Below are 20,173 nucleotides of genomic sequence, written 5' to 3'. Positions count from 1 at the left end.
ACGGTCGCCTTTTTTTATTACAACAGCTCCCGCGCCGCCGACACAATGTCATGTGCCGTCAGGCCATACTCCTTTTGCAAGAAGTCCTGCGTGCCCACCTGACCATATCGTTCCTTCACCCCCACCCGACGCAGGGGCACCGGACAGGTTTCCACCAGCACTTCCGCCACCGCCGACCCCAGCCCGTTGTGAATGCTGTGGTTTTCGCAGGTCACAATACGCCCGGTTTTCTCGGCATAGTTTTTCACCAGCATCCGATCGATAGGCTTCAGGGTAAACATGTCGATGACCGCTGCGCTTACCCCCTCCTGCTCCAGCTGGCGCGCCGCCTCCAGCGCTTCCGCCACCATAATGCCGTTAGCAATCAAGGTAATATCGGTTCCCTCGCGCAGCACGTTGCCCTTGCCGATGGTGAAGGTTGACCCCGGGGCATACACGCTCGGGGCCTGTTTACGGATGGTCCTCACCCAGTAGAAGCCTTCCAAGTCGATAAGCTGACGCAGCACATCTTCGAACATCACCGCATCGGTCACCTCCAGCACCACTGAATGCGCCAGACCGCGCACGATGCCCATGTCCTCGAACGACATATGCGTCCCGCCGTTGTGGCAGGCCGTCACGCCCGCATCCGAGGCAATCACCTTCACGTTATTGCGCTGGTAGTCCAGGGACATAAACAGCTGGTCGAAGCAGCGACGGCTGGCAAAGGCGGTAAAGGTATGGACGAACGGCTTACGTCCGGTGAGCGACAGCCCGGCGGCCGTCCCAATCACGTTAGCCTCCATAATGCCGCAGTTGATGACGTGCTGTGGATAATCACGCGCTACGCCGTCCATCGCCATCGAACTCATCAGATCCGCTTCGAGCGCAATAATCTCGCTCCCGGCCTCAATCTGTTTTGCCACAAAACCCGCGTAGACCTTACGCATCTCAACGGCATCTTTCTGTCCTGTCGGTGCAACCTTAATCATGTGAAGCCTCCAGTTGGCGAATCGTCTCGTTGAGCGCCGCTTTGCTCTCCTCAGTTAATCGCAGGTGATGCGAGTTGCTGAGCTGTTCCAGGTATGGCACCCCCTGCCCTTTGATGCTGTCGAGGATCACCACCCGCGGACGCGCATCGGCCGCAGCGATCGGCGCGGTCACCTCCAGCAGCGCCGGAATGTCATCCCCTTTCACCGTTACCACGTCAAAACCAAAGGCGCGGAATTTGCCTTCCAGGTCGAAGGCGCTGATGATTTCGTCCAGCTCGCCGTCGAGCTGCTGTTTGTTCCAGTCCACGAATACCGTCAGGTTGTTCAGTCGATGGTGAGCAATAAACTGGAAGGCTTCCCAGCACTGTCCTTCGTTCAGCTCCCCGTCACCGACGATGCAGAACACCCGGTTTGGCCTTCCTGCCAGCTTGTGCGACAGCGCCATGCCGCCAGCAATGGAGATCCCCTGCCCCAGTGATCCGGTGGTGGCATCCACGCCGCGTGTTTTCAGGCGATCCGGGTGACTTGGCAGACGCGTCCCGTTCTGGTTCAGCGTGCTCAGCTCGTCAATCGGGAAGTAGCCCTTAATCGCCAGCGTACTGTACAGCGCCGGGCCCGCATGGCCTTTCGACAGCACAAAGTAATCGCGCTCTGGCCAGTCCGGATCGGCCGGGTCAATTTTCATCACCGCGCCGTACAGCACCGCCAGCGTTTCAACGACTGACATGCTGCCGCCGTAGTGCCCAAAACCCAGCTGCGTAAGGGATTTCAGCGTCTCAAGGCGAATCTGACGCGCCAGTTCGGTTATTTCATTCTCATTCATGATTTGGCTCCGGGGTTTTCCTGCGCGTTACCGCTGGCAGGTTTGTTTTTAGCGAAGACGTTGTAGGCCACCAGCAGCGCGAACAACACAACAACCAGTCCGGTGATGGCAAACGGCGACAGGAAGCGCGCCAGGTTGCCCAGCACAATCCCGACCGCACCAAAATCAGCGTCCGAGAAGGTCGTATTCGCAAAGCCAATTGCGCCCAGAACAGGCAGCAGCAGGACCGGGAGGAAGGTGATCAGCAGGCCGTTAGCAAAGGCGCCAATCATTGCCCCGCGGCGTCCACCGGTGGCGTTACCAAACACGCCCGCCGTTGCACCGGTGAAGAAATGCGGCACGACGCCCGGCAGGATCAGCACCCAGCTAAACTGACCGCAGATGAACAAGCCCACAATCCCGCCGAGGAAACTAAACAGGAAGCCAATCAGCACCGCGTTTGGCGCATACGGGTAGACTACCGGGCAGTCCAGCGCAGGCCGCGCATTGGGCACCAGTTTTTCCGAGAAGCCAGTAAAGGCCGGGACGATTTCCGCCAGAATCAGGCGCACGCCCTGCAAGATGATGAACACGCCTGCCGCGAAGGTGATGGCCATAATGATGGCGTACACCAGGTAGTTTTGGCCGCCGCTGAAGGTGGCCTCCACGTACTCACGTCCGGCGCTCACCGCCATGATCAGGTAGATAATCATCATGGTCAGGGAGATGGAGATTGAACTGTCACGCAGGAAGCTAAGGTTCTTCGGCAGGTTCATCTCTTCGGTGGAGCGCGAACCTTTACCGACCTTGCTGCCAATCCAGCCGGACAGCACGTAGCCCAGCGTGCCGAAATGACCGAAGGCGATCTCATCGTTGCCGGTAATACGCTTCATATAGCGCTGCGCAATCGCCGGGAAGAAGGCCATAATCAGGCCGAGGATCAACGAGCCGGTAAAGACCAGCCCGACCCCCTCGAAGCCTGCAACCGTCAGGATCACGCCAATCATGCATGCCATGTAGAAGGTGTGATGCCCGGTGAGGAAGATGTATTTCAGGCGGGTAAAGCGCGCAACAATAATATTCGCCACCATCCCGAAGGCCATAATGAGCGCGGTGGAAGCGCCATATTTTTCCAGGGCAATCGACACAATAGCTTCATTGTTGGGAATAATGCCCTGAATATTAAAGGCGTGCTCAAACATACCGCCGAGCGGATTTAATGAGCCCACCAGCACGGTTGCGCCGCCGCCCAGTACAATAAAGCCGAGAATGGTTTTAATTGTGCCTTTTACCACATCCGAAAAGGCTTTTTTCTGCGCCACAAGACCAATCAGGGCAATTAAACCGACCAGCACTGAAGGGACTTTTAAAATATCAACAACGAAGTTCAGCGTTTCAAGGATAAACATATCCACCTCGCCTTATCAGGATTATTGTCTTTCGAACCAGGCGCGCAACTGCGCTTCGAGTTCGTTAATATCGATGATATTGTTGATCACCACCAGCTGGCTTTCCGGCACGCTGGCGCTTGCGGCAATGTCTTTCGCCATTACAAACAGGTCCGCCGCGCCCGGCGTAGCCGAGGAGAGATCGGAGTGTTCAACCTCGGCCTCAATTTCCAGTTTTTTGAGCACCTTTTTAATATTCATTTCGACCATAAAACTGCTGCCCAGGCCGGAGCCGCAAATAGCCATGATTTTCATTGTTATCCCCTTTTTTGAGTAGAGTACGCCCCATCACGCTGACGCGTAATGTTGAGATGAATCGAATTAAATAATTAAATCAGAAGCGATCGATGATGGTTTTTATCTCCTCCAGCGTATTCGCCCGATGTAATTCAGCCATATCTTCGTCGCTGGAAAATAATTCCGCTAAGGCTGAGATCATTTCGATATGGCTATGCTTGTCCGGCGCCGCCAGCATCACAATCACATCGACGGGGTCAAACTCACCGGCACCAAAAGAGACACCCTGTTTCAGTTTTAATAATGACAGGCCAAGTCCTTTCGCCCCTTCTTCCGGTCGCGCATGGGGCATTGCCAGCCCTGGAGCCAGCACATAGTAGGGACCTAACGTGTGATGCTGCTCGATGATAGCCGTGACATATTCCGGCGCAATGACCTGCAAATCCAGCAGCGGTTTCGCGCACAGTTCCAGCGCCTGGGGCCAGCTTTCAACGCTATCCTGTAGGATGATGGTTGTATCATATATCCACTTTTTGAGCATTTTTCACTCCCGCTAAAGACCAGACATGGGCAAACTCTATTCAACCCATCAATTAATGACTGCGATCGCGATCACAAAGATAGCGCTACCAACAACTAACATGCAGAACTGTGATAGCGCTATCAAATTACTATCATGGTGCGAAATCACAGCAAAAAAAGGGATTTAAGGCGTATACTGCCTGTCACGTAAAATGAAGGATGAAACTGAATCGCGTCCTGTCAGCAGGAAGATGTATGTCTTTAACCCGAAAACGGCGCAGTACCGGAAAAGTAACGCTCGCGGATGTCGCGCAGCTTGCCGGCGTAGGCACGATGACTGTTTCCCGTGCCCTCCGCACGCCCGAACAGGTTTCCGATAAACTGCGTGAAAAAATTGAAGCCGCGGTGCAGGAGCTGGGATACATGCCCAATCTTGCCGCCAGCGCACTGGCATCGGCATCGTCATGGACGATTGCGATGGTTGTACCCAATCTTTCCGAAGCTGGCTGTTCCGAGATGTTCGCCGGGCTACAGCAGGTGCTCCAGCCAGCCGGATATCAGATCATGCTGGCGGAATCTCAGCATCGTCTTGAACAGGAAGAGAAACTGCTTGAAACGCTGTTGGCCTCGAACATCGCCGCGGCGATACTGCTCAGCGTCGAGCACTCCGATACCGTGCGACACTGGCTAAAAAACGCCTCTATCCCGGTGATGGAAATGGGTGCAATGCGTGCCGATCCGATTGATATGAATATCGGGATTGATAACGTCGCCGCCATGTATGAACTTACCGAGATGGTGATTCAGCGCGGCTACCAGAATATCGGCCTGCTGTGCGCTAACCAGGAACAGTGGATTTTTCAGCAGCATTTGCAGGGCTGGTACAAGGCGATGCTGCGCCACCACCTGGCGCCGAACAGAGTGATTAATGCCGCCATGCCGCCGAACTTCTCCACCGGCGCGGCACAATTGCCAGAGTTCCTGCTGGCGTGGCCGGAGCTGGATGCGCTGGTGTGCGTATCAGATGAACTGGCCTGCGGCGCGCTGTATGAGTGCCAGCGTCGGCGCATCAAGGTGCCGGACGATTTAGCGGTCGTAGGTTTTGGCGACAGCGACGTCAGCCGCGTCTGTCAGCCGCCGCTGACGACGATGGCAGTACCGCATCGCAAGATTGGGATTGAAGCCGGGAAAGCGTTACTGGAACGTCTTAATGACGGAGACTGGCGCGACCATAAACCCATCGCGTCCAGCCTGTGTCTGCGGGAAAGCTGTTAAGGCTTACTCAGCCTCTTCCTCTTTTTCCGCCTTATTTTCCGGTTTAGCGGATTCGTTTTTGGCGTTGCGGGTCATCCACAGCGCCAGTGCTTTAAGGGAATCCGGTGTGAATTCGTCGCAACGCGCGGTGATCTCTTCCGGCGTCATCCAGCATACTTCGCTCACTTCCTCTTCCTGCAAGGCGAAAGGCCCATGGGAAACGCAGCTAAACAGCCCGCCCCAGACGCGGCAATGCTCATCTTCAAAATAAAACTGGCCGTGCTCGGCAAACGGCACGCCAGCGATACCTAACTCTTCTTCCGCTTCACGACGCGCGGAATCCAGCAGCACTTCATCGGCCTGCACGACGCCACCCGCTGTGGCATCCAGCATACCAGGAAGAAAATCTTTGGTGTCGGTGCGACGCTGGACCAGAATCTTGCCCATGCCGTCATGAACAACGATGTACGTCGCGCGGTGACGCAGACGCTCCGCACGCATTTGTTCGCGGCTGGCCTGCGCGATCACTTCATTTTCTTCGCTGACAATGTCAACCCATTCAGTACTTGCCAAATGATTCTGCTCCACCATCGGGAAACCTTCTCGTCTAAGCGCTCTTTCGGCGCGTTTGCAGTTGTGGTGTAACTTACGGATTAATCGCTATCTGCGCAATAACTTGCTGATCATTAAGTGCGATAACGCTTAATGTCCCGTCTTCATACATGCCGTAGCTTGCCGGGTTGCCGCCTTTAGGAATGCTGACAGACCCGGGGTTAAAGTGATAAAACGCCCCGCGCTTTTCCGCCACCGGAATATGAGTATGACCATAAACCAGGACATCGCCAGCGGCGAGTGACGGCAGGTTATCCGGGCCGAACAGGTGCCCGTGGGTCAGGAACAAACGGCTGTTTTCCATCAACACCTGTTGCCAGGGAGCGGTAATGGGAAAATGCAGCAGCATCTGGTCAACTTCACTGTCACAGTTGCCGCGAACGGCGATAATGCGCGAGGCAAAATGATTAAGTTTTTCCGCCACCTGCGCGGGAGCATAGCCTTCCGGCAACGCATTGCGTGGGCCGTGATTTAACACATCGCCCAGGATCACCAGCCATTGCGCCCCGCTTTGGGCGAACAGAGAAAGCACGCGTTCGGTCGCGGGCAGCGATCCATGAATATCCGACGCAAACATCAGTTTCATCAGTTACTCCTCGGGAATACAGACTGCCCCTATCATACCTCAAGCGTCCCGTCTTATCAGCCCGCGCGCTTAGCAGAGAGTGCCAGATAGCGCTGTACCGACGCGCGTTGCCACTGGAATGTGGCGTAATCCACCAGCAGTTGTGGGACGTCATCCCCGTTGAGGATCAGGCGATTGAGCATCAGCGCCAGATCGATGTCGGCAATGCACCACTCGCCAAACAGGTTGGGGTTACCCTGCGCCAGCAGCGATGACGCAGTTTCAATCAGCTTCCGGGCGCTGGATAAGCCTTCCTCACTGAGGGCGGGCTTTTTGACGCCAGCGAACACCACGTCCGTGGAGCGTTCTGTGCGAATCGGCACCAGGTCGCTACGCAGCCACGCCTGGATCTGGCGGGCGCGGGCGCGCTTTTGCAGATCGTGAGGATAGATGCGTTCCCACTCAGGCGGGGCAAATCGGTCCTCAAGGTACTCGTCAATCGCCGAAGATTCACTCAACTCAAAACCGTCGATCTCCAGCACAGGGACTCGGCGAGTGAGCGCGTAGCCCTGCCACTGAGGCTTCAGGTGTTCGCCGCTGTCCAGGTCAACGGTTTTCAGAGTAAAAGTAAGCCCCTTTTCTGCCAGCGCCACATAAACGCTCATGACATAAGGAGAAAAAAAGTTCGCATCGGACCACAACGTTATTACAGGCTGGCTCATAACATCCTCTTCGGCTGATCGGTTTTCACTCAACATATAATCTCTTTGCCTCGCTGTCACTTGATGAAAACTCACGATTTACAACAAGCACCTATACTGATTTTTCATGGCAACACTATTCGCACTGACAGGAGTTGAGAATGATAGATCTCTATTATGCCCCCACCCCTAATGGCCATAAGATCACACTCTTTCTTGAAGAAGCCGAAGTGGACTACCGGATCATTCGCGTGGATATCAGTAAAGGCGACCAGTTCCGCCCCGTTTTTCTGGCCATCTCGCCCAACAATAAAATTCCGGCCATCATTGATAACCTGCCCTCTGACGGCGGCAAACCGTTAAGCCTGTTTGAGTCCGGAGAGATTTTGCTCTATCTGGCAGAGAAAACCGGCAAGCTCCTGAGCGGTGAGTTGCGCGAGCGTCATCACACGCTGCAATGGTTATTCTGGCAGTCGAGCGGCCTCGGGCCGATGCTGGGGCAGAATCACCACTTTACGGCCTATGCGCCGCAGACGATCCCTTACGCCATTGAGCGATATCAGGTCGAAACCCAGCGCCTGTACGGGGTACTGAACCGTCGGCTGGAAAAATCACCGTGGCTGGGAGGTGAGCATTACAGCATCGCAGATATCGCCTGCTGGCCGTGGATCAACACCCATGAACGCCACCGGATCGACCTGGCCACTTATCCGGCGGTGAACAACTGGTTTGAGCGCATCCGGACCCGCCCGGCCACCGAACGCGCCATGCAAAAAATCCATCAGATTTGATCCTGCGCCCCGTTGGGTGCAGGTGTTCTCCTCATGTATGATGAGGTGAAAATACTGACACGGAGAAGACCTGCAATGTCCCAGCATAACGCTATTATTCGTATAAAAAACTTACGCTTACGCACGTTCATTGGTATCAAAGAGGAGGAGATCGCGAATCGCCAGGATATCGTGGTGAATGTGGTGATCCACTACCCGGCAGACAAGGCGCGCGCCAGCGAAGACATCAATGACGCGTTGAACTATCGCACGATCACCAAAAGCATCATCCAGTACGTAGAGAACAACCGTTTTGCGCTACTGGAAAAATTAACTCAGGATGTGCTCGACATCGCACGCGAACACCACTGGGTCACTTATGCTGAAGTGGAGATCGATAAACTTCACGCCCTGCGCTACGCCGACTCCGTCTCCATGACGTTAAGCTGGCAGCGCCAGGCGTAAACCTGGAGGTTGTATGAAGATCCTGCTCACCGGCGGTACGGGCCTGATTGGTCGCCATCTCATTCCACGTTTGCAGGCGTTGCATCACGACATTACCGTGGTCACGCGCAGCCCGGAGAAAGCGCGCCAGGTGCTGGGCACCGGCGTTGAGATCTGGAAAGGCCTGGCGGAAAGGCAGGATCTGAACGGCTTTGACGCCGTCATCAACCTTGCAGGCGAACCAATCGCCGATAAACGCTGGACCGAAGAGCAAAAACAGCGTTTATGCAGCAGTCGCTGGAATATGACCGAAAGGCTGGTTGAGCTGATTCGCAACAGCGAGACGCCACCCTCGGTGCTGATTTCAGGCTCTGCTACAGGCTACTATGGCGATCTTGGTGAAGTGGTGGTGACCGAAGAAGAGCCGCCGCACAACGAGTTTACCCATAAACTCTGCGCCCAATGGGAGCGTATCGCCTGCGGGGCGCAGAGCGATAACACCCGCGTCTGCCTGCTGCGCACCGGCGTGGTGCTTGCTCCGAAAGGCGGTATTCTCGGTAAAATGTTGCCGCCGTTTAAAATGGGGCTTGGCGGGCCCATCGGAAACGGTCGTCAGTATCTGGCGTGGATCCATATCGACGATATGGTCAACGGTATTCTCTGGCTGCTGGATAACGACCTGCGTGGGCCGTTTAACATGGTCTCTCCGTATCCGGTACGTAATGAGCAATTTGCTCATGCCCTGGGTCATGCCCTGCATCGCCCGGCGGTGCTGCGCGTGCCTGCGACGGCGATTCGTCTGCTGATGGGTGAGTCTTCGGTGCTGGTACTGGGCGGGCAGCGCGCGCTGCCAAAACGGCTGGAAGCGGCCGGGTTTACGTTCCGCTGGTATGACCTGGAAGAGGCGCTGGGGGATGTGGTGCAGTGAATATGTTAGAGTTATACGCCATGTCTGGATGATATGGCGTAACTATGGCAACCATCACCACAACCCGGCTTAACCTCACCCCTTTCGAACCTTCTGACTGGGCATTCTTCCGCTCTCTGCGCGAAGACCCCGCCATCATGCGCTATATGGCCGCTATTACACCGGAAAAAGAGACGCGCCGCGTATTTGCCGCACGCCTGATGGCGGAGCATGTCTTTGTAATCCGTCTGCATAACGACGTTAAGCCGCTCGGGGATATCGGCCTGCAAATCAGTGCGGCGAACCGTGAAGAGGCGGATATTGGCTACACGGTTGTGCCTGCCGCGCAGGGAAAAGGCATTGCCAGCGAAGCGCTGCGCGCGGTGTGTGAGTATGCATTTAACCAGACGGGCGTGAAGGCGATAAACGCGTACGTGCTGGCGGATAACGTCGGGTCGGTGCGGGTCCTTGAGAAAGCGGGTTTTGTGCGCACGCAGGTGCTGGAGAAGGCGTACGAGATTAACGGCGTACGGTATGACGACTGGGTCTATCGGCTCGAGTGTTGAATGCCGGGCGGCACTGCGTTTGCCCGGCCTACGGTTTTTGTAGGCCCGGTAAGCGAAGCGCCACCGGGCAATTGGGCGGCTCTGCGGCCTGATGCCCCCACCCCGGCCCTCTCCCACAGGGAGAGGGAGAAAGGCCAAACCTACTTCAACGAGCCTTTCAGGAACTGCTGCAAACGCGGGCTTTGCGGGTTCGCCAGCACTTCGTCCGGATGCCCCTGCTCTTCTATCTTGCCCTGATGCAGGAAGATAACGTGGTTAGAAACGTTACGGGCGAAGCCCATCTCGTGCGTCACCACCACCATCGTTTTGCCCTCTTCCGCCAGCTTCTGCATGATGCGCAGCACTTCGCCAACGAGTTCAGGATCCAGCGCGGAAGTCGGTTCGTCAAACAGCAACACTTCCGGCTCCATCGCCAGCGCACGGGCGATGGAAACACGCTGCTGCTGTCCCCCTGACAGGTGCACCGGATATTTGATCTGCTGCCGCTCGTCGATACCCACTTTCGCCAGGTATTTGACCGCACGCTCGCGGGCTTCCTGCTTGCTTAAGCCGAGCACCTGAACCGGCGCTTCCATCACGTTCTCCAGCACCGTCATGTGGCTCCAGAGGTTGAAGTGCTGGAACACCATCGTCAGACGCGTACGCAGCAGTCGTAGCTGATTTTTATCCGCCACTTTAAGCTGGCCGTCTTTATCACGGACCATGTTGATGTTCTGTCCGCTCACCACAATCGATCCTTCGCTCGGCTTTTCGAGGAAGTTGATGCAGCGCAGGAAGGTACTTTTACCCGAACCTGATGAGCCGATAATACTGATCACGTCGCCCGCGTTAGCCTCCAGCGACACCCCTTTCAGCACTTCATGTTCGCCGTAGCGCTTGTGCAAATCAATTACGTTTAATTTGTTCTCAGCCATCATAAATTCTCAGTGCGTCGACGGTTTTATATGCTGCAACCAGCGTTTTTCAGCCTTACGGAACAGGCTGATCAGGACGTAAGAAATGATCAAATAGAGCACTGCTGCAATGCCAAACGCCGTAAACGGCTGGTAGGTGGCAGAGTTAATATCGCGGGCAATCTTTAACAGATCTGGTACCGTGGCGGTAAACGCCAGTGCCGTCGAATGCAGCATTAAAATCACTTCGTTGCTGTACGCCGGCAGCGCAATACGCAGCGCCGAAGGCAGAATAATACAGCGGTAGAGCTTCACGGACGAGAAGCCGTACGCGCGCGCCGCCTCGATCTCACCGTGCGGCACAGAACGGATGGCCCCGGCGAAGATCTCGGTGGTATAGGCGCAGGTATTGAGGGTCAGCGCCAGCACCGTACAGTTCAGACCGCTGCGGAAGAACGCATTCAGCATTTCAGTGCCTTTTACGATCTCAAGCGTGTACATCCCGGAATAGAACACCAGCAGCTGTACGTACAGCGGCGTACCGCGAAACACGTAGGTGAACAGCCAGATAGGGAACTGAATAAATTTATTGTTCGACACGCGGCCAATGGCAAGAAACACCGCCAGAATGCCGCCCATTACCACCGAGGAGATCAGCAGCCACAGCGTGATCGCCACGCCAGTAAAGCGGTAGCCATCCGTCCAAAGCAGGGATTTCCAGTACTCCTGAATAATCTCAATCACAGGTCAGCCCTCTTCACACCCACGGAGTAGCGACGTTCAAGCAGAAGCAGCACACCATTGGAGACGGTCGTAAAGACCAGATAGATTAGGCCGCAAACCACCGCAAAATAGAACGGTTCCCAGGTGCTTTTACCTGCCAGCTGCGTGGCCTTCACCACATCTTCCAGACCCAGCAGGGAGACCAGCGCCGTTGCCTTGAGAATAACCTGCCAGTTGTTCCCGATGCCCGGCAGCGCGTAGCGCATCATGGCCGGGAACATGATCCGGCGAAACGTTTGTGAGGAGGTAAAACCGTAGGCGGTCGCCGCTTCAATATGCCCTTTCGGCACGGCCATGTAAGCGCCGCGGAAAGTCTCAGTGAAATAGGCACCGTAGATAAAACCAAGGGTAATAATACCGGCCACCATCGGGTCGATATCGATCTGCTCCATGCCGATGGCATCCGTTACGCCGTTAAGTGCGATTTGCAGGCCGTAAAAGATCAGCAGCATCAGCACCAGGTCAGGCACGCCGCGAATCAGCGTGGTATAGCCTTCAAATATCAGCGCCAGCGGTCTGTTGGCGGATAATTTTGCCCCCGCGCCCGCCAGGCCTATCAGCACCGCCAGCACCACGGAGCTGATAGCCAGCTCAAGGGTGACAAGCGCGCCCTGTAAAATAACGCCAGAAAATCCGTACAGCATACCGCGTGCCCTGTCGTCTCGTGAGTGGTGGAACCGTGTCTTTTCCCCTCCCGGAACGGGAGGGGCCGCACGTTATCAGACGGGGCGATTAGCCGCCGTAAACATTAAAATCGAAGTACTTTTTCGCCAGCTTGTCATAGGTGCCGTCCGCGCGCATCTCGGCGAACGCTTTGTTCAGGGCTTCACGCAGTTCGTTGTCTTCTTTACGCAGGCCCATACCGGTGCCAACGCCAAAGAGTTTTTCGTCCTTAATGGACGGACCGCCGAACTTGTAATCTTTACCCACAGGCTGTTTCAGGAAACCTTCGCTTGCCGCCACTTCATCCTGGAATGCTGCATCAATGCGGCCTGCCGTCAGGTCTGCGTAGATGTTTTCCTGACCCTGGTAAGAGACAATTTCAATCCCCATTGGCGCCCAGTACTCGTTGCCGTAGGTTTCCTGCGTAGTACCCTGCAACACGCCCACGCGTTTGCCTTTCAGAGATTCAAGGGTTGGCTGAATGTCAGAGGATTTCGCCACCACCAGACGTGAGTCCGCCGCGTAGAGTTTGTCCGTGAAGGCAATCTCCTGCTGACGTTTTTCTGTGATGGACAGGGAGGACATGATCACGTCAATTTTCTTCGCTTTCAGAGACGGGATCAGCGCATCCAGCGGGTTTTCAACGTAGGTACATTGCGCTTTAATGCGTTTGCACAGCTCGTTAGCCAGATCGATGTCAAAACCAACCAGTTCCCCCTTCGCATTCTTCGATTCGAAAGGTGCATAGGTTGGGTCAGTTCCAATACGAATTTTCTGCGGAATTGCTGCGAATGCAGCGGTGGCGCTGGAAAAAGCCAGTACCAGAGAAAGTGACAACACCAGTTTTTTCATATCTGTCCTCAACAAACTGTCTTAATACGAGATTTTTACGACGACGGGGTGTTGTTAATGTGCCATTAATCCCCTCATTCAGGCAAAGATTAATGCCTTTGAACGGGAATTTTTGCATTATAAATGCTTAACTATGCACACAGCGATCCAGTATGGTGCATGCGTTGCACCATACTGGAACATAACCCCACCGGGACGCACCACTTCAGTGCATCTCATTCAGGCATTAATCACCGTAGACGTTGAAATCGAAGTATTTCTTCGCCAGTTTGTCGTAGGTACCGTCTTTACGCAGCTCATTAAACGCTTTGTCGAAGGCGGCTTTCAGCTCGGTATCATCCTTACGCAGGCCAATACCGGTACCGTCGCCAAAGTATTTTTTGTCTTTTACCGACGGGCCGGCAAAGGCGTACTCTTTACCCGCAGGCTGTTTCAGGAAGCCTTCGCTCGCGGCGACTTCATCCTGAAACGCGGCATCCAGACGGCCTGCCGCCAGGTCAGAGTAGATCAGATCCTGGTTCTGGTAAGCCACCACATCGACGCCCTTCTCGCGCCAGTTTGCATTGGCGAAACCTTCCTGGGTCGAGCCCTGAAGCACGCCAACATGTTTGCCTTTCAGCGAGTCGATGGTCGGCTGGATTGGCGAGCCTTTCGCGGCAATCAGACGTGAGTCGGCAGCGTAGAGCTTCTCAGAGAAGGCAATCTCCTGCTGACGTTTTTCCGTGATGGAGAGAGAAGAGATAATGGCATCAATTTTCTTGGCTTTCAGCGACGGGATCAGCGCGTCAAAGTCACTGCCCACCCATGTGCATTTCACTTCCATGCGTTTGCACATCTCATTTCCCAGATCGATATCAAACCCCACGAAGTCGCCTTTCGCATCCTTGGAGGAGAATGGCGCGTAGGTTGCGTCTGTACCGATACGAACTGTCTGTGGAAGCGCTGCATAGCTACTTGCTGCCGCACTCAAGCCCACGAGCAAAGACAGAGCCAGAACCGTCTTCTTCATACATTTACCCTCAAGAACCGTGATTTTATTATGGTTTATGTTGTGTGTTGTGTTGCAGGCTGCTCTTGCAGGTCTTATGCCACATTGTCGTCGGGATAAAACTACGACGTTAAATATGTTAATAAAACGTTGCGATACTGCCTTAATGGTGAAAGATAGCAGGTCTGCCGAACGAACCGGAAAGAGAAAAAGGGAAAAAGCGAATTAAATGTCGAGGATATGATCGCGGTTGCAGTTTTGCCCTGAAACAGGGCAAATTGTCTTTTCATGCACCTTGTTTGTGCACAGCTTCACGCCCCCTGCCAGCGGGTAAAGAGATCTTCCGGCAGGTCGATATCGAACTGATCCAGCACGCGGTTAACGGTCTGGTTGATGACATCATCCAGCGTTTGCGGACGATGATAGAACGCGGGGACCGGCGGCATAATCACGGCCCCCAGTTCGGCTGCCTGCGTCATTAAACGCAGATGTCCCAGGTGCAGCGGCGTTTCCCGCACGCAGAGCACCAGAGGACGACGCTCTTTCAGCACCACATCCGCTGCACGCGTCACCAGCGTGTCGGTATAGCTGTTTACAATGCCGGAAAGGGTTTTAATCGAACAGGGCAAAATAACCATGCCGGCCGTTTTAAACGAGCCCGAAGAGATGCTGGCGGCGATATCGCGGGCATCGTGGACAACGTCAGACAGGGCCTGAACGTCGCGCAGAGAGAGATCGGTTTCAAGAGAGAGGGTCTGACGCGCCGCCTGGCTCATCACCAGATGGGTTTCTACGCCTGCAACGTCACGCAGCACCTGTAACAGCCGGACGCCATAAATCGCGCCGCTGGCACCGCTGATCCCTACAATGAGTCGTTTCATGATTTTCGCCCTTGCTGATTTCAGGGCAGACTGTGCAGGATTTTACGGGGAGTTGCAAGTGAGGGCGAGCGCCCTCACCTGCATACGCATCAACCTTCGTTGTGCATCTCTAAGCTTTCGAGATCGTTTTGCAGCTGGACGGCTTTCGCATCGTCGTTACGCAGAGAATCCAGATAGTCGAGATACTGCTGGTCAACGTCTTTCGTCACGTAGATCCCATTGAATACCGAGCATTCGAACTGCTGAATATCCGGGTTCTCAGCGCGCACCGCGTCGATCAGATCGTTCAGATCCTGGAAAATCAGACCGTCGGCACCGATGATCTGCCGGATTTCGTCTACTTCACGACCGTGAGCAATCAGCTCGTTAGCGGTTGGCATATCAATGCCATACACGTTCGGGAAACGAATTTCCGGCGCTGCGGAGGCAAGATACACTTTCTTCGCCCCGGCCTCACGCGCCATCTCGATGATCTGCTCAGACGTCGTGCCGCGCACAATAGAGTCGTCCACCAGCAGCACGTTCTTGTCGCGGAACTCGGCGCGGTTAGCGTTCAGCTTACGACGTACTGACTTACGACGCAGCTGCTGGCCCGGCATGATAAAGGTGCGGCCCACGTAGCGGTTTTTCACGAAGCCCTGACGGTACGGCTTGTCCAGAATACGGGCAATCTCCAGCGCGATATCACAGGAGGTTTCAGGGATTGGGATGACGACGTCGATGTCGAGATCGTCCCACTCGCGGGCAATCTTCTCGCCCAGCTTCGTCCCCATATTGACGCGCGCGCTGTAAACGGAAATCTTGTCGATGAACGAGTCCGGACGCGCGAAGTAAACGTATTCGAACAGGCACGGGTTGCTCACCGGATTGTCGGCGCACTGACGGGTAAACAGCTGGCCCTTCTCAGTGATGTAGACCGCTTCGCCTGGCGCGACATCACGCAGGAATTCGAAGCCCAGAGTATCCAGCGCCACGCTTTCGGAGGCAACCATGTACTCGGAACGGCCATCGCCGAGATCACGTTTGCCGAGCACCAGCGGGCGAATGCCGTTTGGATCGCGGAAGGCTACCATGCCATGACCGATGATCATCGCCACGCAAGCATACGCTCCACGGATCTGGCGATTAGTCGCGGCAACGGCAGCAAAAATGTTGTCTGCTTCCAGCGGATAATGGCGGAAGTTATCCAGCTCGCTGGCAAAGATATTGAGCAGGATTTCAGAATCAGAGGTGGTGTTAATGTGGCGACGTTTCTCTTCAAACAGCTTTTTACGCAGCTCGTGGGCATTGGTCAGATTGCCATTGTGGGCAAGCGTGATGCCATACGGGGAGTTAACGTAAAAAGGCTGAGCCTCAGAGGCGCTGGAACTGCCAGCAGTAGGATAACGAACGTGACCGATCCCCATATTACCTTGCAGACGCTGCATATGGCGGGCTTCAAATACATCGTTTACCAGGCCGTTCGCCTTGCGTAAACGGAAGCAGTTGTTTGCATCAATGGTGATGATACCCGCAGCATCCTGCCCACGGTGCTGAAGCACCGTTAACGCGTCATAAATCGACTGGTTTACCGGCATGAAACCGGCGATACCGACAATACCGCACATTCGTCTTTTCCTCGTTAAGCCACATCTCAGGGTTTATGCTCTGGGCAAGAAACTCGACGAGCTTTGCAGATAGTCAAAGAACCATCTGATGATGAAGCTGAACTCCGGAATGAGCTGCGATTTTTGCCAGTCTTCACTTTTGGAGAACCCGGTAAAGGTATCCAGGAAGAACAGGATCGCGGCCACAATGAGCACGCCTCGCAACGCGCCGAAACAGATGCCGAGCACCCTGTCCGTTCCTGACAGACCGGTTTTCTCGACCAGCTGACCTATCACGTAATTGACGATAGCGCCGACAATCAGCGTCGCGATAAACAGCACCGCGATGGCGATTCCGTTTCGGACCAGTTCATCTTCAAAGCCCGTGAACCAGACAGACAGGTAAGTGTAGTAATGACTGGCAACAAAGAAAGCACAACCCCAGGTTACCAGCGATAACGCTTCACGAACAAAGCCACGGATCAGGCTAACCAGACAGGAAAAACCAATCACCGCAATGATGGCGTAATCAATCCAGACCATATGTGTCCCACGATTTAACGCCCTGTCATCCAGTTCGGGGCGAATTCTAACAGAAAAAGAAAACGTTTGCGTAGGGATTTCCTTCCCACGCGTAAATAAAAAAGGCGCTGAAAAAATGCTCAACGCCCCGCACCTTTGACGTTTCTGTGAACGTCTGCCTCCCCCTCACCTCGGCCCTCTCCCTCAAGGGAGAGGGAGTAAACCGACCCCTCGCCCCTTTAGGGGGAGGGCCAGGGTGAGGGGATAATTTCTATCAGTTGGCGCTGTAGTTCATCACCACACCGCTCAGGCCGGAGATTTGCTTCAGCTCGCCAAGCGAACCTTTGAGCTTATCTTTCGACGCATCCGGCCCCACGAGGATACGCGTAATTTTACCCTGTACCGGCGTGGTGGGTGAAGTATAAACACGGTATCCCGCGCCGCGCAGTTTACTCACGATCTCATTGACCTTATCTGCATTTTTCAACGCACCGAGCTGAACGACATAGGCTTTGCCGGTAGGGGCCGCGTCCTGTTTTGCCTGCGGTGGCGTTTCTGAAGCGGCTGCCAGTTGCTCGGCCGCTTTATCCCGCTGCGGTTTCGGCTGCGGCTTCTCCACCGGTTTCGGCTTCTCAACAGGCTTAGGCTGTTCTACCGGCACCGGATCAATCTCGATGTTATTGTTCGTCGCCAGGCGCGAGGGATCGAGCGACGGCGCGGCTGCATCACCTGCGCGCACCTCTTCCGCTGCGCCTTCTGGCGGCTGGGCAGGCAGCGCCTGCGTTGCCGCTGGCAACATATCGGGCTCGTCGCGATCGCCCGGTTTGGGTACCAGCGGAATGGCCGCAAATTCATCCTGGTAATGCTTTTTCTGCCCGTCGAGCAATCCCGGGAGAATAATCACCCCGAGCGCGACCAGCACAATGGTTCCTGTTAAACGGTTCTGAAACTTACTCGCCACCGGTTCTCCCCGCGTCCATCACTTCCATGACATGTGCCACCGTGTGGAATGACCCACACACCAGCACGGTATCTTCTGGTTTAGCCTCCGCCATCGCGGCACGCCAGGCCGAAACCACACTGCTGTAGATTTCGCCTTTGCCGAGATGTTCCATCAACTGCTCAGCAGTCGCGCCGCGCGGCCCTTCCAGAGGAGCACAATACCAGCTATCGACCACACTCTCCATGCAGGCCAGCGTGCCGCCGATATCTTTATCATGAAGCATACCGATAACCGCCAGCACGCGCCCGGTTTTTGGTAACGATTTGAGACGTCCTGCGAGGTACGCCGCCGCATGCGGGTTATGTGCAACATCCAGAATCAGACGCGGTGACTCACTCACAATCTGAAAACGTCCTGGTAACAGTGCGTTCTGAATGCCATCGCGGATTGCCTGCTCGCTTACCGCTAATCCGCTGGCGCGCAGGGCTGCCAGCGCAGTCGCCGCGTTAGGCTGTGGCACCTGCGGCAGGGGCAGACTCTCCAGCACGCCCTGCGCATCGCTGAAGCGCCAGCCGTTGTCCTGCACCTCATACTGCCAGTCCACGCCGCGACGCAGCAGACGAGCGCCCTTCTCTTTCGCTACCTCAGCGATGGTATGTGGCATGTCCGGTTCGCCTACCACGGCAGGCTTATTGGCCCGGAAAATACCGGCCTTCTCACGGCCAATGCTCTCGCGGTCCGGGCCCAGCCAGTCGGTGTGATCCAGCGCGATGCTGGTGACGACGGCGACATCCGCATCCACCATATTGGTGGCATCCAGACGCCCGCCCAGCCCCACTTCCAGGATCACCACGTCCAGCTGCGCCTGCTTAAACAGCCACAGCGCCGACAGGGTGCCATATTCGAAATAGGTTAATGAGGTTTCGCCGCGCGCCGCTTCGATAGCGGCAAACGACGCCGTATGGGCCGATTCCGCCAGCTCGGTGTTTTGCACCCGCACGCGCTCGGTATAGCGCACCAGATGCGGCGAGCTGTAAACGCCAACTTTGTACCCCGCCGCCATCAGGACAGATTCCAGCGTGCGGCAGGTGGTGCCTTTACCGTTAGTGCCGGCGACGGTAAACACGAAAGGCGCGGGTTTCAGCACGTCAAGACGCGCGGCAACCTGGCTTACGCGCTCAAGGCCCATGTCGATAGTTTTACTGTGCAGGTTTTCCAGATAAGAAAGCCACGCGGCCAGGGGCGACGTGGCTTGAGGAATGCTTTTATTTTCCATGATGCCCGGTTGTCATTAACGGTTTAGAAAGCAAAAGGGCAGCGCCATTCGGCCCTGCCCTTTTCAGTTATCAGGCCTCGGGTTCCTGATCCGGTACCACCACGCCTTCGCGCGGCTCGTCCGGGTTAGGCGCTGGCAGATTCATCAGCTTCGCCAGAATGCTGGCCAGTTTCAGGCGCATTTCCGGACGGCGGACGATCATATCGATAGCGCCTTTCTCAATGAGGAACTCACTGCGCTGGAAGCCCGGCGGCAGTTTCTCACGTACGGTCTGCTCGATAACGCGAGGACCGGCAAAGCCGATCAGCGCTTTTGGCTCCGCGATGTTCAGGTCGCCCAGCATGGCGAAGCTTGCAGAAACGCCGCCCATGGTTGGGTCAGTCAGTACCGAAATGTACGGCAGACCGCGCTCCTGCATTTTCGCCAGCGCCGCAGAGGTTTTCGCCATCTGCATCAGGGACATCAGCGCTTCCTGCATACGTGCGCCACCGGAGGCGGAGAAGCAGATCAGCGGGCAGTTGTCTTCCAGCGCCTGCTCAACGGCACGCACGAAACGCGCGCCGACCACGGAGCCCATTGAGCCGCCCATAAAGGAGAACTCAAACGCGGCGGCAACCACCGGCATTTCATGCAGGGTGCCTTTCATGACGATTAGCGCGTCTTTCTCGCCGGTCTCTTTCTGCGCAGAGGCCAGACGATCTTTGTATTTTTTGGAGTCGCGGAACTTGAGCACATCTTTTGGCTCCAGTTCGCTGCCCAGTTCTACCAGAGAACCTTCGTCCAGCAGGCTATGCAGGCGGTTGCGCGCCGACATACGCATATGGTGGTCACACTTCGGACACACCTCAAGATTGCGTTCCAGCTCTGCGCGATACAGAACCTGGCCGCAGCTATCACACTTCGTCCATACCCCTTCAGGAATGCTCGCTTTACGCGTTGGGGTAATGTTGCTTTTAATTCGTTCAATCCAGCTCATTGATAACCTTT

24 protein-coding genes are annotated in these 20,173 nt (G+C 55.4%); 5 read left to right on the top strand and 19 right to left on the bottom strand.

Features of this window, described 5'->3' with window-relative positions:
• Positions 1–17: 17 nt before the first annotated feature.
• The 5 genes from ACOTXL_RS04425 to ACOTXL_RS04405 all read right to left on the bottom strand — a co-directional run bounded on the left by ACOTXL_RS04425 (position 18) and on the right by ACOTXL_RS04405 (position 3,999).
• Positions 18–971 (bottom strand): transketolase family protein, encoded by a 954-nt coding sequence (locus tag ACOTXL_RS04425; RefSeq protein WP_003861452.1) that lies wholly within the window; start codon positions 969–971, stop codon positions 18–20.
• On the bottom strand, positions 964–1,794 hold the full coding sequence (locus ACOTXL_RS04420) for a transketolase (protein WP_045350216.1): 831 nt from the start codon (positions 1,792–1,794) through the stop codon (positions 964–966). Before ACOTXL_RS04420 ends, ACOTXL_RS04425 begins: the two co-directional genes overlap by 8 nt.
• Positions 1,791–3,182: a PTS ascorbate transporter subunit IIC gene (locus ACOTXL_RS04415; protein WP_022651540.1), complete on the bottom strand. Its 1,392-nt coding sequence runs from the start codon at positions 3,180–3,182 to the stop codon at positions 1,791–1,793. Before ACOTXL_RS04415 ends, ACOTXL_RS04420 begins: the two co-directional genes overlap by 4 nt.
• A 21-nt stretch (positions 3,183–3,203) precedes the next feature.
• Positions 3,204–3,476 carry a PTS sugar transporter subunit IIB gene (locus ACOTXL_RS04410; RefSeq protein WP_003861447.1) on the bottom strand — a complete coding sequence of 91 codons (273 nt, stop codon included), beginning with the start codon at positions 3,474–3,476 and terminating at the stop codon, positions 3,204–3,206.
• A gap of 79 nt (positions 3,477–3,555) precedes the next feature.
• Positions 3,556–3,999: a PTS sugar transporter subunit IIA gene (locus tag ACOTXL_RS04405; RefSeq protein ID WP_022651541.1), complete on the bottom strand. Its 444-nt coding sequence runs from the start codon at positions 3,997–3,999 to the stop codon at positions 3,556–3,558.
• A gap of 236 nt (positions 4,000–4,235) precedes the next feature.
• On the opposite strand from ACOTXL_RS04405, the gene ACOTXL_RS04400 reads away from it, so the two are divergent.
• Positions 4,236–5,255 carry a LacI family DNA-binding transcriptional regulator gene (locus ACOTXL_RS04400; protein ID WP_003861441.1) on the top strand — a complete coding sequence of 340 codons (1,020 nt, stop codon included), beginning with the start codon at positions 4,236–4,238 and terminating at the stop codon, positions 5,253–5,255.
• Between the two features lie 3 nt (positions 5,256–5,258).
• On the opposite strand, the gene yfcD is transcribed toward ACOTXL_RS04400, so the two are convergent.
• Genes yfcD through yfcF form a run of 3 tightly spaced genes read right to left on the bottom strand, consistent with a single transcriptional unit; the run spans position 5,259 to position 7,133 of the window.
• Positions 5,259–5,825 carry an NUDIX hydrolase YfcD gene (gene yfcD, locus ACOTXL_RS04395; protein WP_006811396.1) on the bottom strand — a complete coding sequence of 189 codons (567 nt, stop codon included), beginning with the start codon at positions 5,823–5,825 and terminating at the stop codon, positions 5,259–5,261.
• Positions 5,826–5,880: 55 nt separating this feature from the next.
• On the bottom strand, positions 5,881–6,432 hold the full coding sequence (yfcE, locus tag ACOTXL_RS04390; RefSeq protein ID WP_017692997.1) for a phosphodiesterase: 552 nt from the start codon (positions 6,430–6,432) through the stop codon (positions 5,881–5,883).
• 56 nt (positions 6,433–6,488) lie between these two features.
• Positions 6,489–7,133, bottom strand: coding sequence for a glutathione transferase (yfcF, locus tag ACOTXL_RS04385; protein WP_022651542.1), 645 nt, complete (start codon positions 7,131–7,133; stop codon positions 6,489–6,491).
• Positions 7,134–7,273: 140 nt separating this feature from the next.
• Between yfcF and yfcG the strand changes: the two genes are divergently transcribed.
• The 4 genes from yfcG (at position 7,274) to ACOTXL_RS04365 (ending at position 9,799) form a co-directional block, all read left to right on the top strand.
• Complete coding sequence (yfcG, locus tag ACOTXL_RS04380; protein ID WP_003861434.1) at positions 7,274–7,903, top strand: GSH-dependent disulfide bond oxidoreductase; 630 nt, start codon at positions 7,274–7,276, stop codon at positions 7,901–7,903.
• Between the two features lie 75 nt (positions 7,904–7,978).
• Positions 7,979–8,347: a dihydroneopterin triphosphate 2'-epimerase gene (gene folX, locus ACOTXL_RS04375; RefSeq protein ID WP_045350214.1), complete on the top strand. Its 369-nt coding sequence runs from the start codon at positions 7,979–7,981 to the stop codon at positions 8,345–8,347.
• A 13-nt stretch (positions 8,348–8,360) separates the two neighbouring features.
• Positions 8,361–9,254, top strand: coding sequence for a TIGR01777 family oxidoreductase (locus ACOTXL_RS04370; protein WP_003861430.1), 894 nt, complete (start codon positions 8,361–8,363; stop codon positions 9,252–9,254).
• Positions 9,255–9,298: 44 nt separating this feature from the next.
• Positions 9,299–9,799 (top strand): GNAT family N-acetyltransferase, encoded by a 501-nt coding sequence (locus tag ACOTXL_RS04365; protein WP_022651543.1) that lies wholly within the window; start codon positions 9,299–9,301, stop codon positions 9,797–9,799.
• A gap of 140 nt (positions 9,800–9,939) precedes the next feature.
• On the opposite strand, the gene hisP is transcribed toward ACOTXL_RS04365, so the two are convergent.
• From hisP to accD, 11 genes are all read right to left on the bottom strand, one after another.
• Positions 9,940–10,713, bottom strand: coding sequence for a histidine ABC transporter ATP-binding protein HisP (gene hisP / locus ACOTXL_RS04360; protein ID WP_003861426.1), 774 nt, complete (start codon positions 10,711–10,713; stop codon positions 9,940–9,942).
• 9 nt (positions 10,714–10,722) lie between these two features.
• Positions 10,723–11,436, bottom strand: a complete 714-nt coding sequence (locus tag ACOTXL_RS04355) for an ABC transporter permease (protein WP_003861424.1) — start codon at positions 11,434–11,436, stop codon at positions 10,723–10,725.
• Entirely contained in the window at positions 11,433–12,119 is a 687-nt protein-coding gene (locus ACOTXL_RS04350; protein ID WP_003861422.1) for a histidine ABC transporter permease HisQ, read from the bottom strand. The genes ACOTXL_RS04355 and ACOTXL_RS04350 overlap by 4 nt, the downstream gene beginning before the upstream one ends.
• 88 nt (positions 12,120–12,207) lie before the next feature.
• A complete protein-coding gene (gene hisJ / locus ACOTXL_RS04345) occupies positions 12,208–12,990 on the bottom strand; it encodes a histidine ABC transporter substrate-binding protein HisJ (protein WP_045350212.1) in 783 nt (260 codons plus the stop codon).
• Positions 12,991–13,216: 226 nt separating this feature from the next.
• Positions 13,217–13,999, bottom strand: a complete 783-nt coding sequence (argT, locus tag ACOTXL_RS04340) for a lysine/arginine/ornithine ABC transporter substrate-binding protein ArgT (RefSeq protein ID WP_003861418.1) — start codon at positions 13,997–13,999, stop codon at positions 13,217–13,219.
• Positions 14,000–14,289: 290 nt separating this feature from the next.
• Positions 14,290–14,859 carry a UbiX family flavin prenyltransferase gene (locus tag ACOTXL_RS04335; RefSeq protein ID WP_023314587.1) on the bottom strand — a complete coding sequence of 190 codons (570 nt, stop codon included), beginning with the start codon at positions 14,857–14,859 and terminating at the stop codon, positions 14,290–14,292.
• An 89-nt stretch (positions 14,860–14,948) separates the two neighbouring features.
• Complete coding sequence (gene purF, locus ACOTXL_RS04330) at positions 14,949–16,466, bottom strand: amidophosphoribosyltransferase (protein ID WP_008502595.1); 1,518 nt, start codon at positions 16,464–16,466, stop codon at positions 14,949–14,951.
• A 33-nt stretch (positions 16,467–16,499) separates the two neighbouring features.
• Positions 16,500–16,988, bottom strand: coding sequence for a colicin V production protein (gene cvpA, locus ACOTXL_RS04325; RefSeq protein ID WP_000262116.1), 489 nt, complete (start codon positions 16,986–16,988; stop codon positions 16,500–16,502).
• A gap of 253 nt (positions 16,989–17,241) precedes the next feature.
• A complete protein-coding gene (gene dedD / locus ACOTXL_RS04320; protein WP_003861412.1) occupies positions 17,242–17,928 on the bottom strand; it encodes a cell division protein DedD in 687 nt (228 codons plus the stop codon).
• Complete coding sequence (gene folC, locus ACOTXL_RS04315) at positions 17,918–19,186, bottom strand: bifunctional tetrahydrofolate synthase/dihydrofolate synthase (RefSeq protein WP_017692992.1); 1,269 nt, start codon at positions 19,184–19,186, stop codon at positions 17,918–17,920. Before folC ends, dedD begins: the two co-directional genes overlap by 11 nt.
• Before the next feature lie 70 nt (positions 19,187–19,256).
• Entirely contained in the window at positions 19,257–20,162 is a 906-nt protein-coding gene (gene accD / locus ACOTXL_RS04310; protein ID WP_003861408.1) for an acetyl-CoA carboxylase, carboxyltransferase subunit beta, read from the bottom strand.
• Positions 20,163–20,173: the final 11 nt, after the last annotated feature.

It is taken from the genome of Enterobacter cloacae complex sp. IR5402, from assembly GCF_049238125.1.
Taxonomy (GTDB): domain Bacteria; phylum Pseudomonadota; class Gammaproteobacteria; order Enterobacterales; family Enterobacteriaceae; genus Enterobacter; species Enterobacter hormaechei_C.
Note: the sequence above shows the minus strand (reverse complement) of the source record. Positions and strands in the feature narration are given on the sequence as shown.

Coding starts and splice junctions, on each gene's coding strand:
- hisJ (WP_045350212.1), bottom strand. CDS start 12,990: ATGAAAAAACTGGTGTTGTCACTTTCTCTGGTACTGGCTTTTTCCAGC.
- ACOTXL_RS04415 (WP_022651540.1), bottom strand. CDS start 3,182: ATGTTTATCCTTGAAACGCTGAACTTCGTTGTTGATATTTTAAAAGTC.
- ACOTXL_RS04410 (WP_003861447.1), bottom strand. CDS start 3,476: ATGAAAATCATGGCTATTTGCGGCTCCGGCCTGGGCAGCAGTTTTATG.
- ACOTXL_RS04405 (WP_022651541.1), bottom strand. CDS start 3,999: ATGCTCAAAAAGTGGATATATGATACAACCATCATCCTACAGGATAGC.
- yfcD (WP_006811396.1), bottom strand. CDS start 5,825: ATGGTGGAGCAGAATCATTTGGCAAGTACTGAATGGGTTGACATTGTC.
- ACOTXL_RS04425 (WP_003861452.1), bottom strand. CDS start 971: ATGATTAAGGTTGCACCGACAGGACAGAAAGATGCCGTTGAGATGCGT.
- ACOTXL_RS04370 (WP_003861430.1), top strand. CDS start 8,361: ATGAAGATCCTGCTCACCGGCGGTACGGGCCTGATTGGTCGCCATCTC.
- yfcE (WP_017692997.1), bottom strand. CDS start 6,432: ATGAAACTGATGTTTGCGTCGGATATTCATGGATCGCTGCCCGCGACC.
- hisP (WP_003861426.1), bottom strand. CDS start 10,713: ATGGCTGAGAACAAATTAAACGTAATTGATTTGCACAAGCGCTACGGC.
- ACOTXL_RS04365 (WP_022651543.1), top strand. CDS start 9,299: ATGGCAACCATCACCACAACCCGGCTTAACCTCACCCCTTTCGAACCT.
- ACOTXL_RS04350 (WP_003861422.1), bottom strand. CDS start 12,119: ATGCTGTACGGATTTTCTGGCGTTATTTTACAGGGCGCGCTTGTCACC.
- yfcG (WP_003861434.1), top strand. CDS start 7,274: ATGATAGATCTCTATTATGCCCCCACCCCTAATGGCCATAAGATCACA.
- folX (WP_045350214.1), top strand. CDS start 7,979: ATGTCCCAGCATAACGCTATTATTCGTATAAAAAACTTACGCTTACGC.
- ACOTXL_RS04400 (WP_003861441.1), top strand. CDS start 4,236: ATGTCTTTAACCCGAAAACGGCGCAGTACCGGAAAAGTAACGCTCGCG.
- folC (WP_017692992.1), bottom strand. CDS start 19,186: ATGGAAAATAAAAGCATTCCTCAAGCCACGTCGCCCCTGGCCGCGTGG.
- ACOTXL_RS04335 (WP_023314587.1), bottom strand. CDS start 14,859: ATGAAACGACTCATTGTAGGGATCAGCGGTGCCAGCGGCGCGATTTAT.
- ACOTXL_RS04420 (WP_045350216.1), bottom strand. CDS start 1,794: ATGAATGAGAATGAAATAACCGAACTGGCGCGTCAGATTCGCCTTGAG.
- accD (WP_003861408.1), bottom strand. CDS start 20,162: ATGAGCTGGATTGAACGAATTAAAAGCAACATTACCCCAACGCGTAAA.
- cvpA (WP_000262116.1), bottom strand. CDS start 16,988: ATGGTCTGGATTGATTACGCCATCATTGCGGTGATTGGTTTTTCCTGT.
- argT (WP_003861418.1), bottom strand. CDS start 13,999: ATGAAGAAGACGGTTCTGGCTCTGTCTTTGCTCGTGGGCTTGAGTGCG.
- purF (WP_008502595.1), bottom strand. CDS start 16,466: ATGTGCGGTATTGTCGGTATCGCCGGTTTCATGCCGGTAAACCAGTCG.
- yfcF (WP_022651542.1), bottom strand. CDS start 7,133: ATGAGCCAGCCTGTAATAACGTTGTGGTCCGATGCGAACTTTTTTTCT.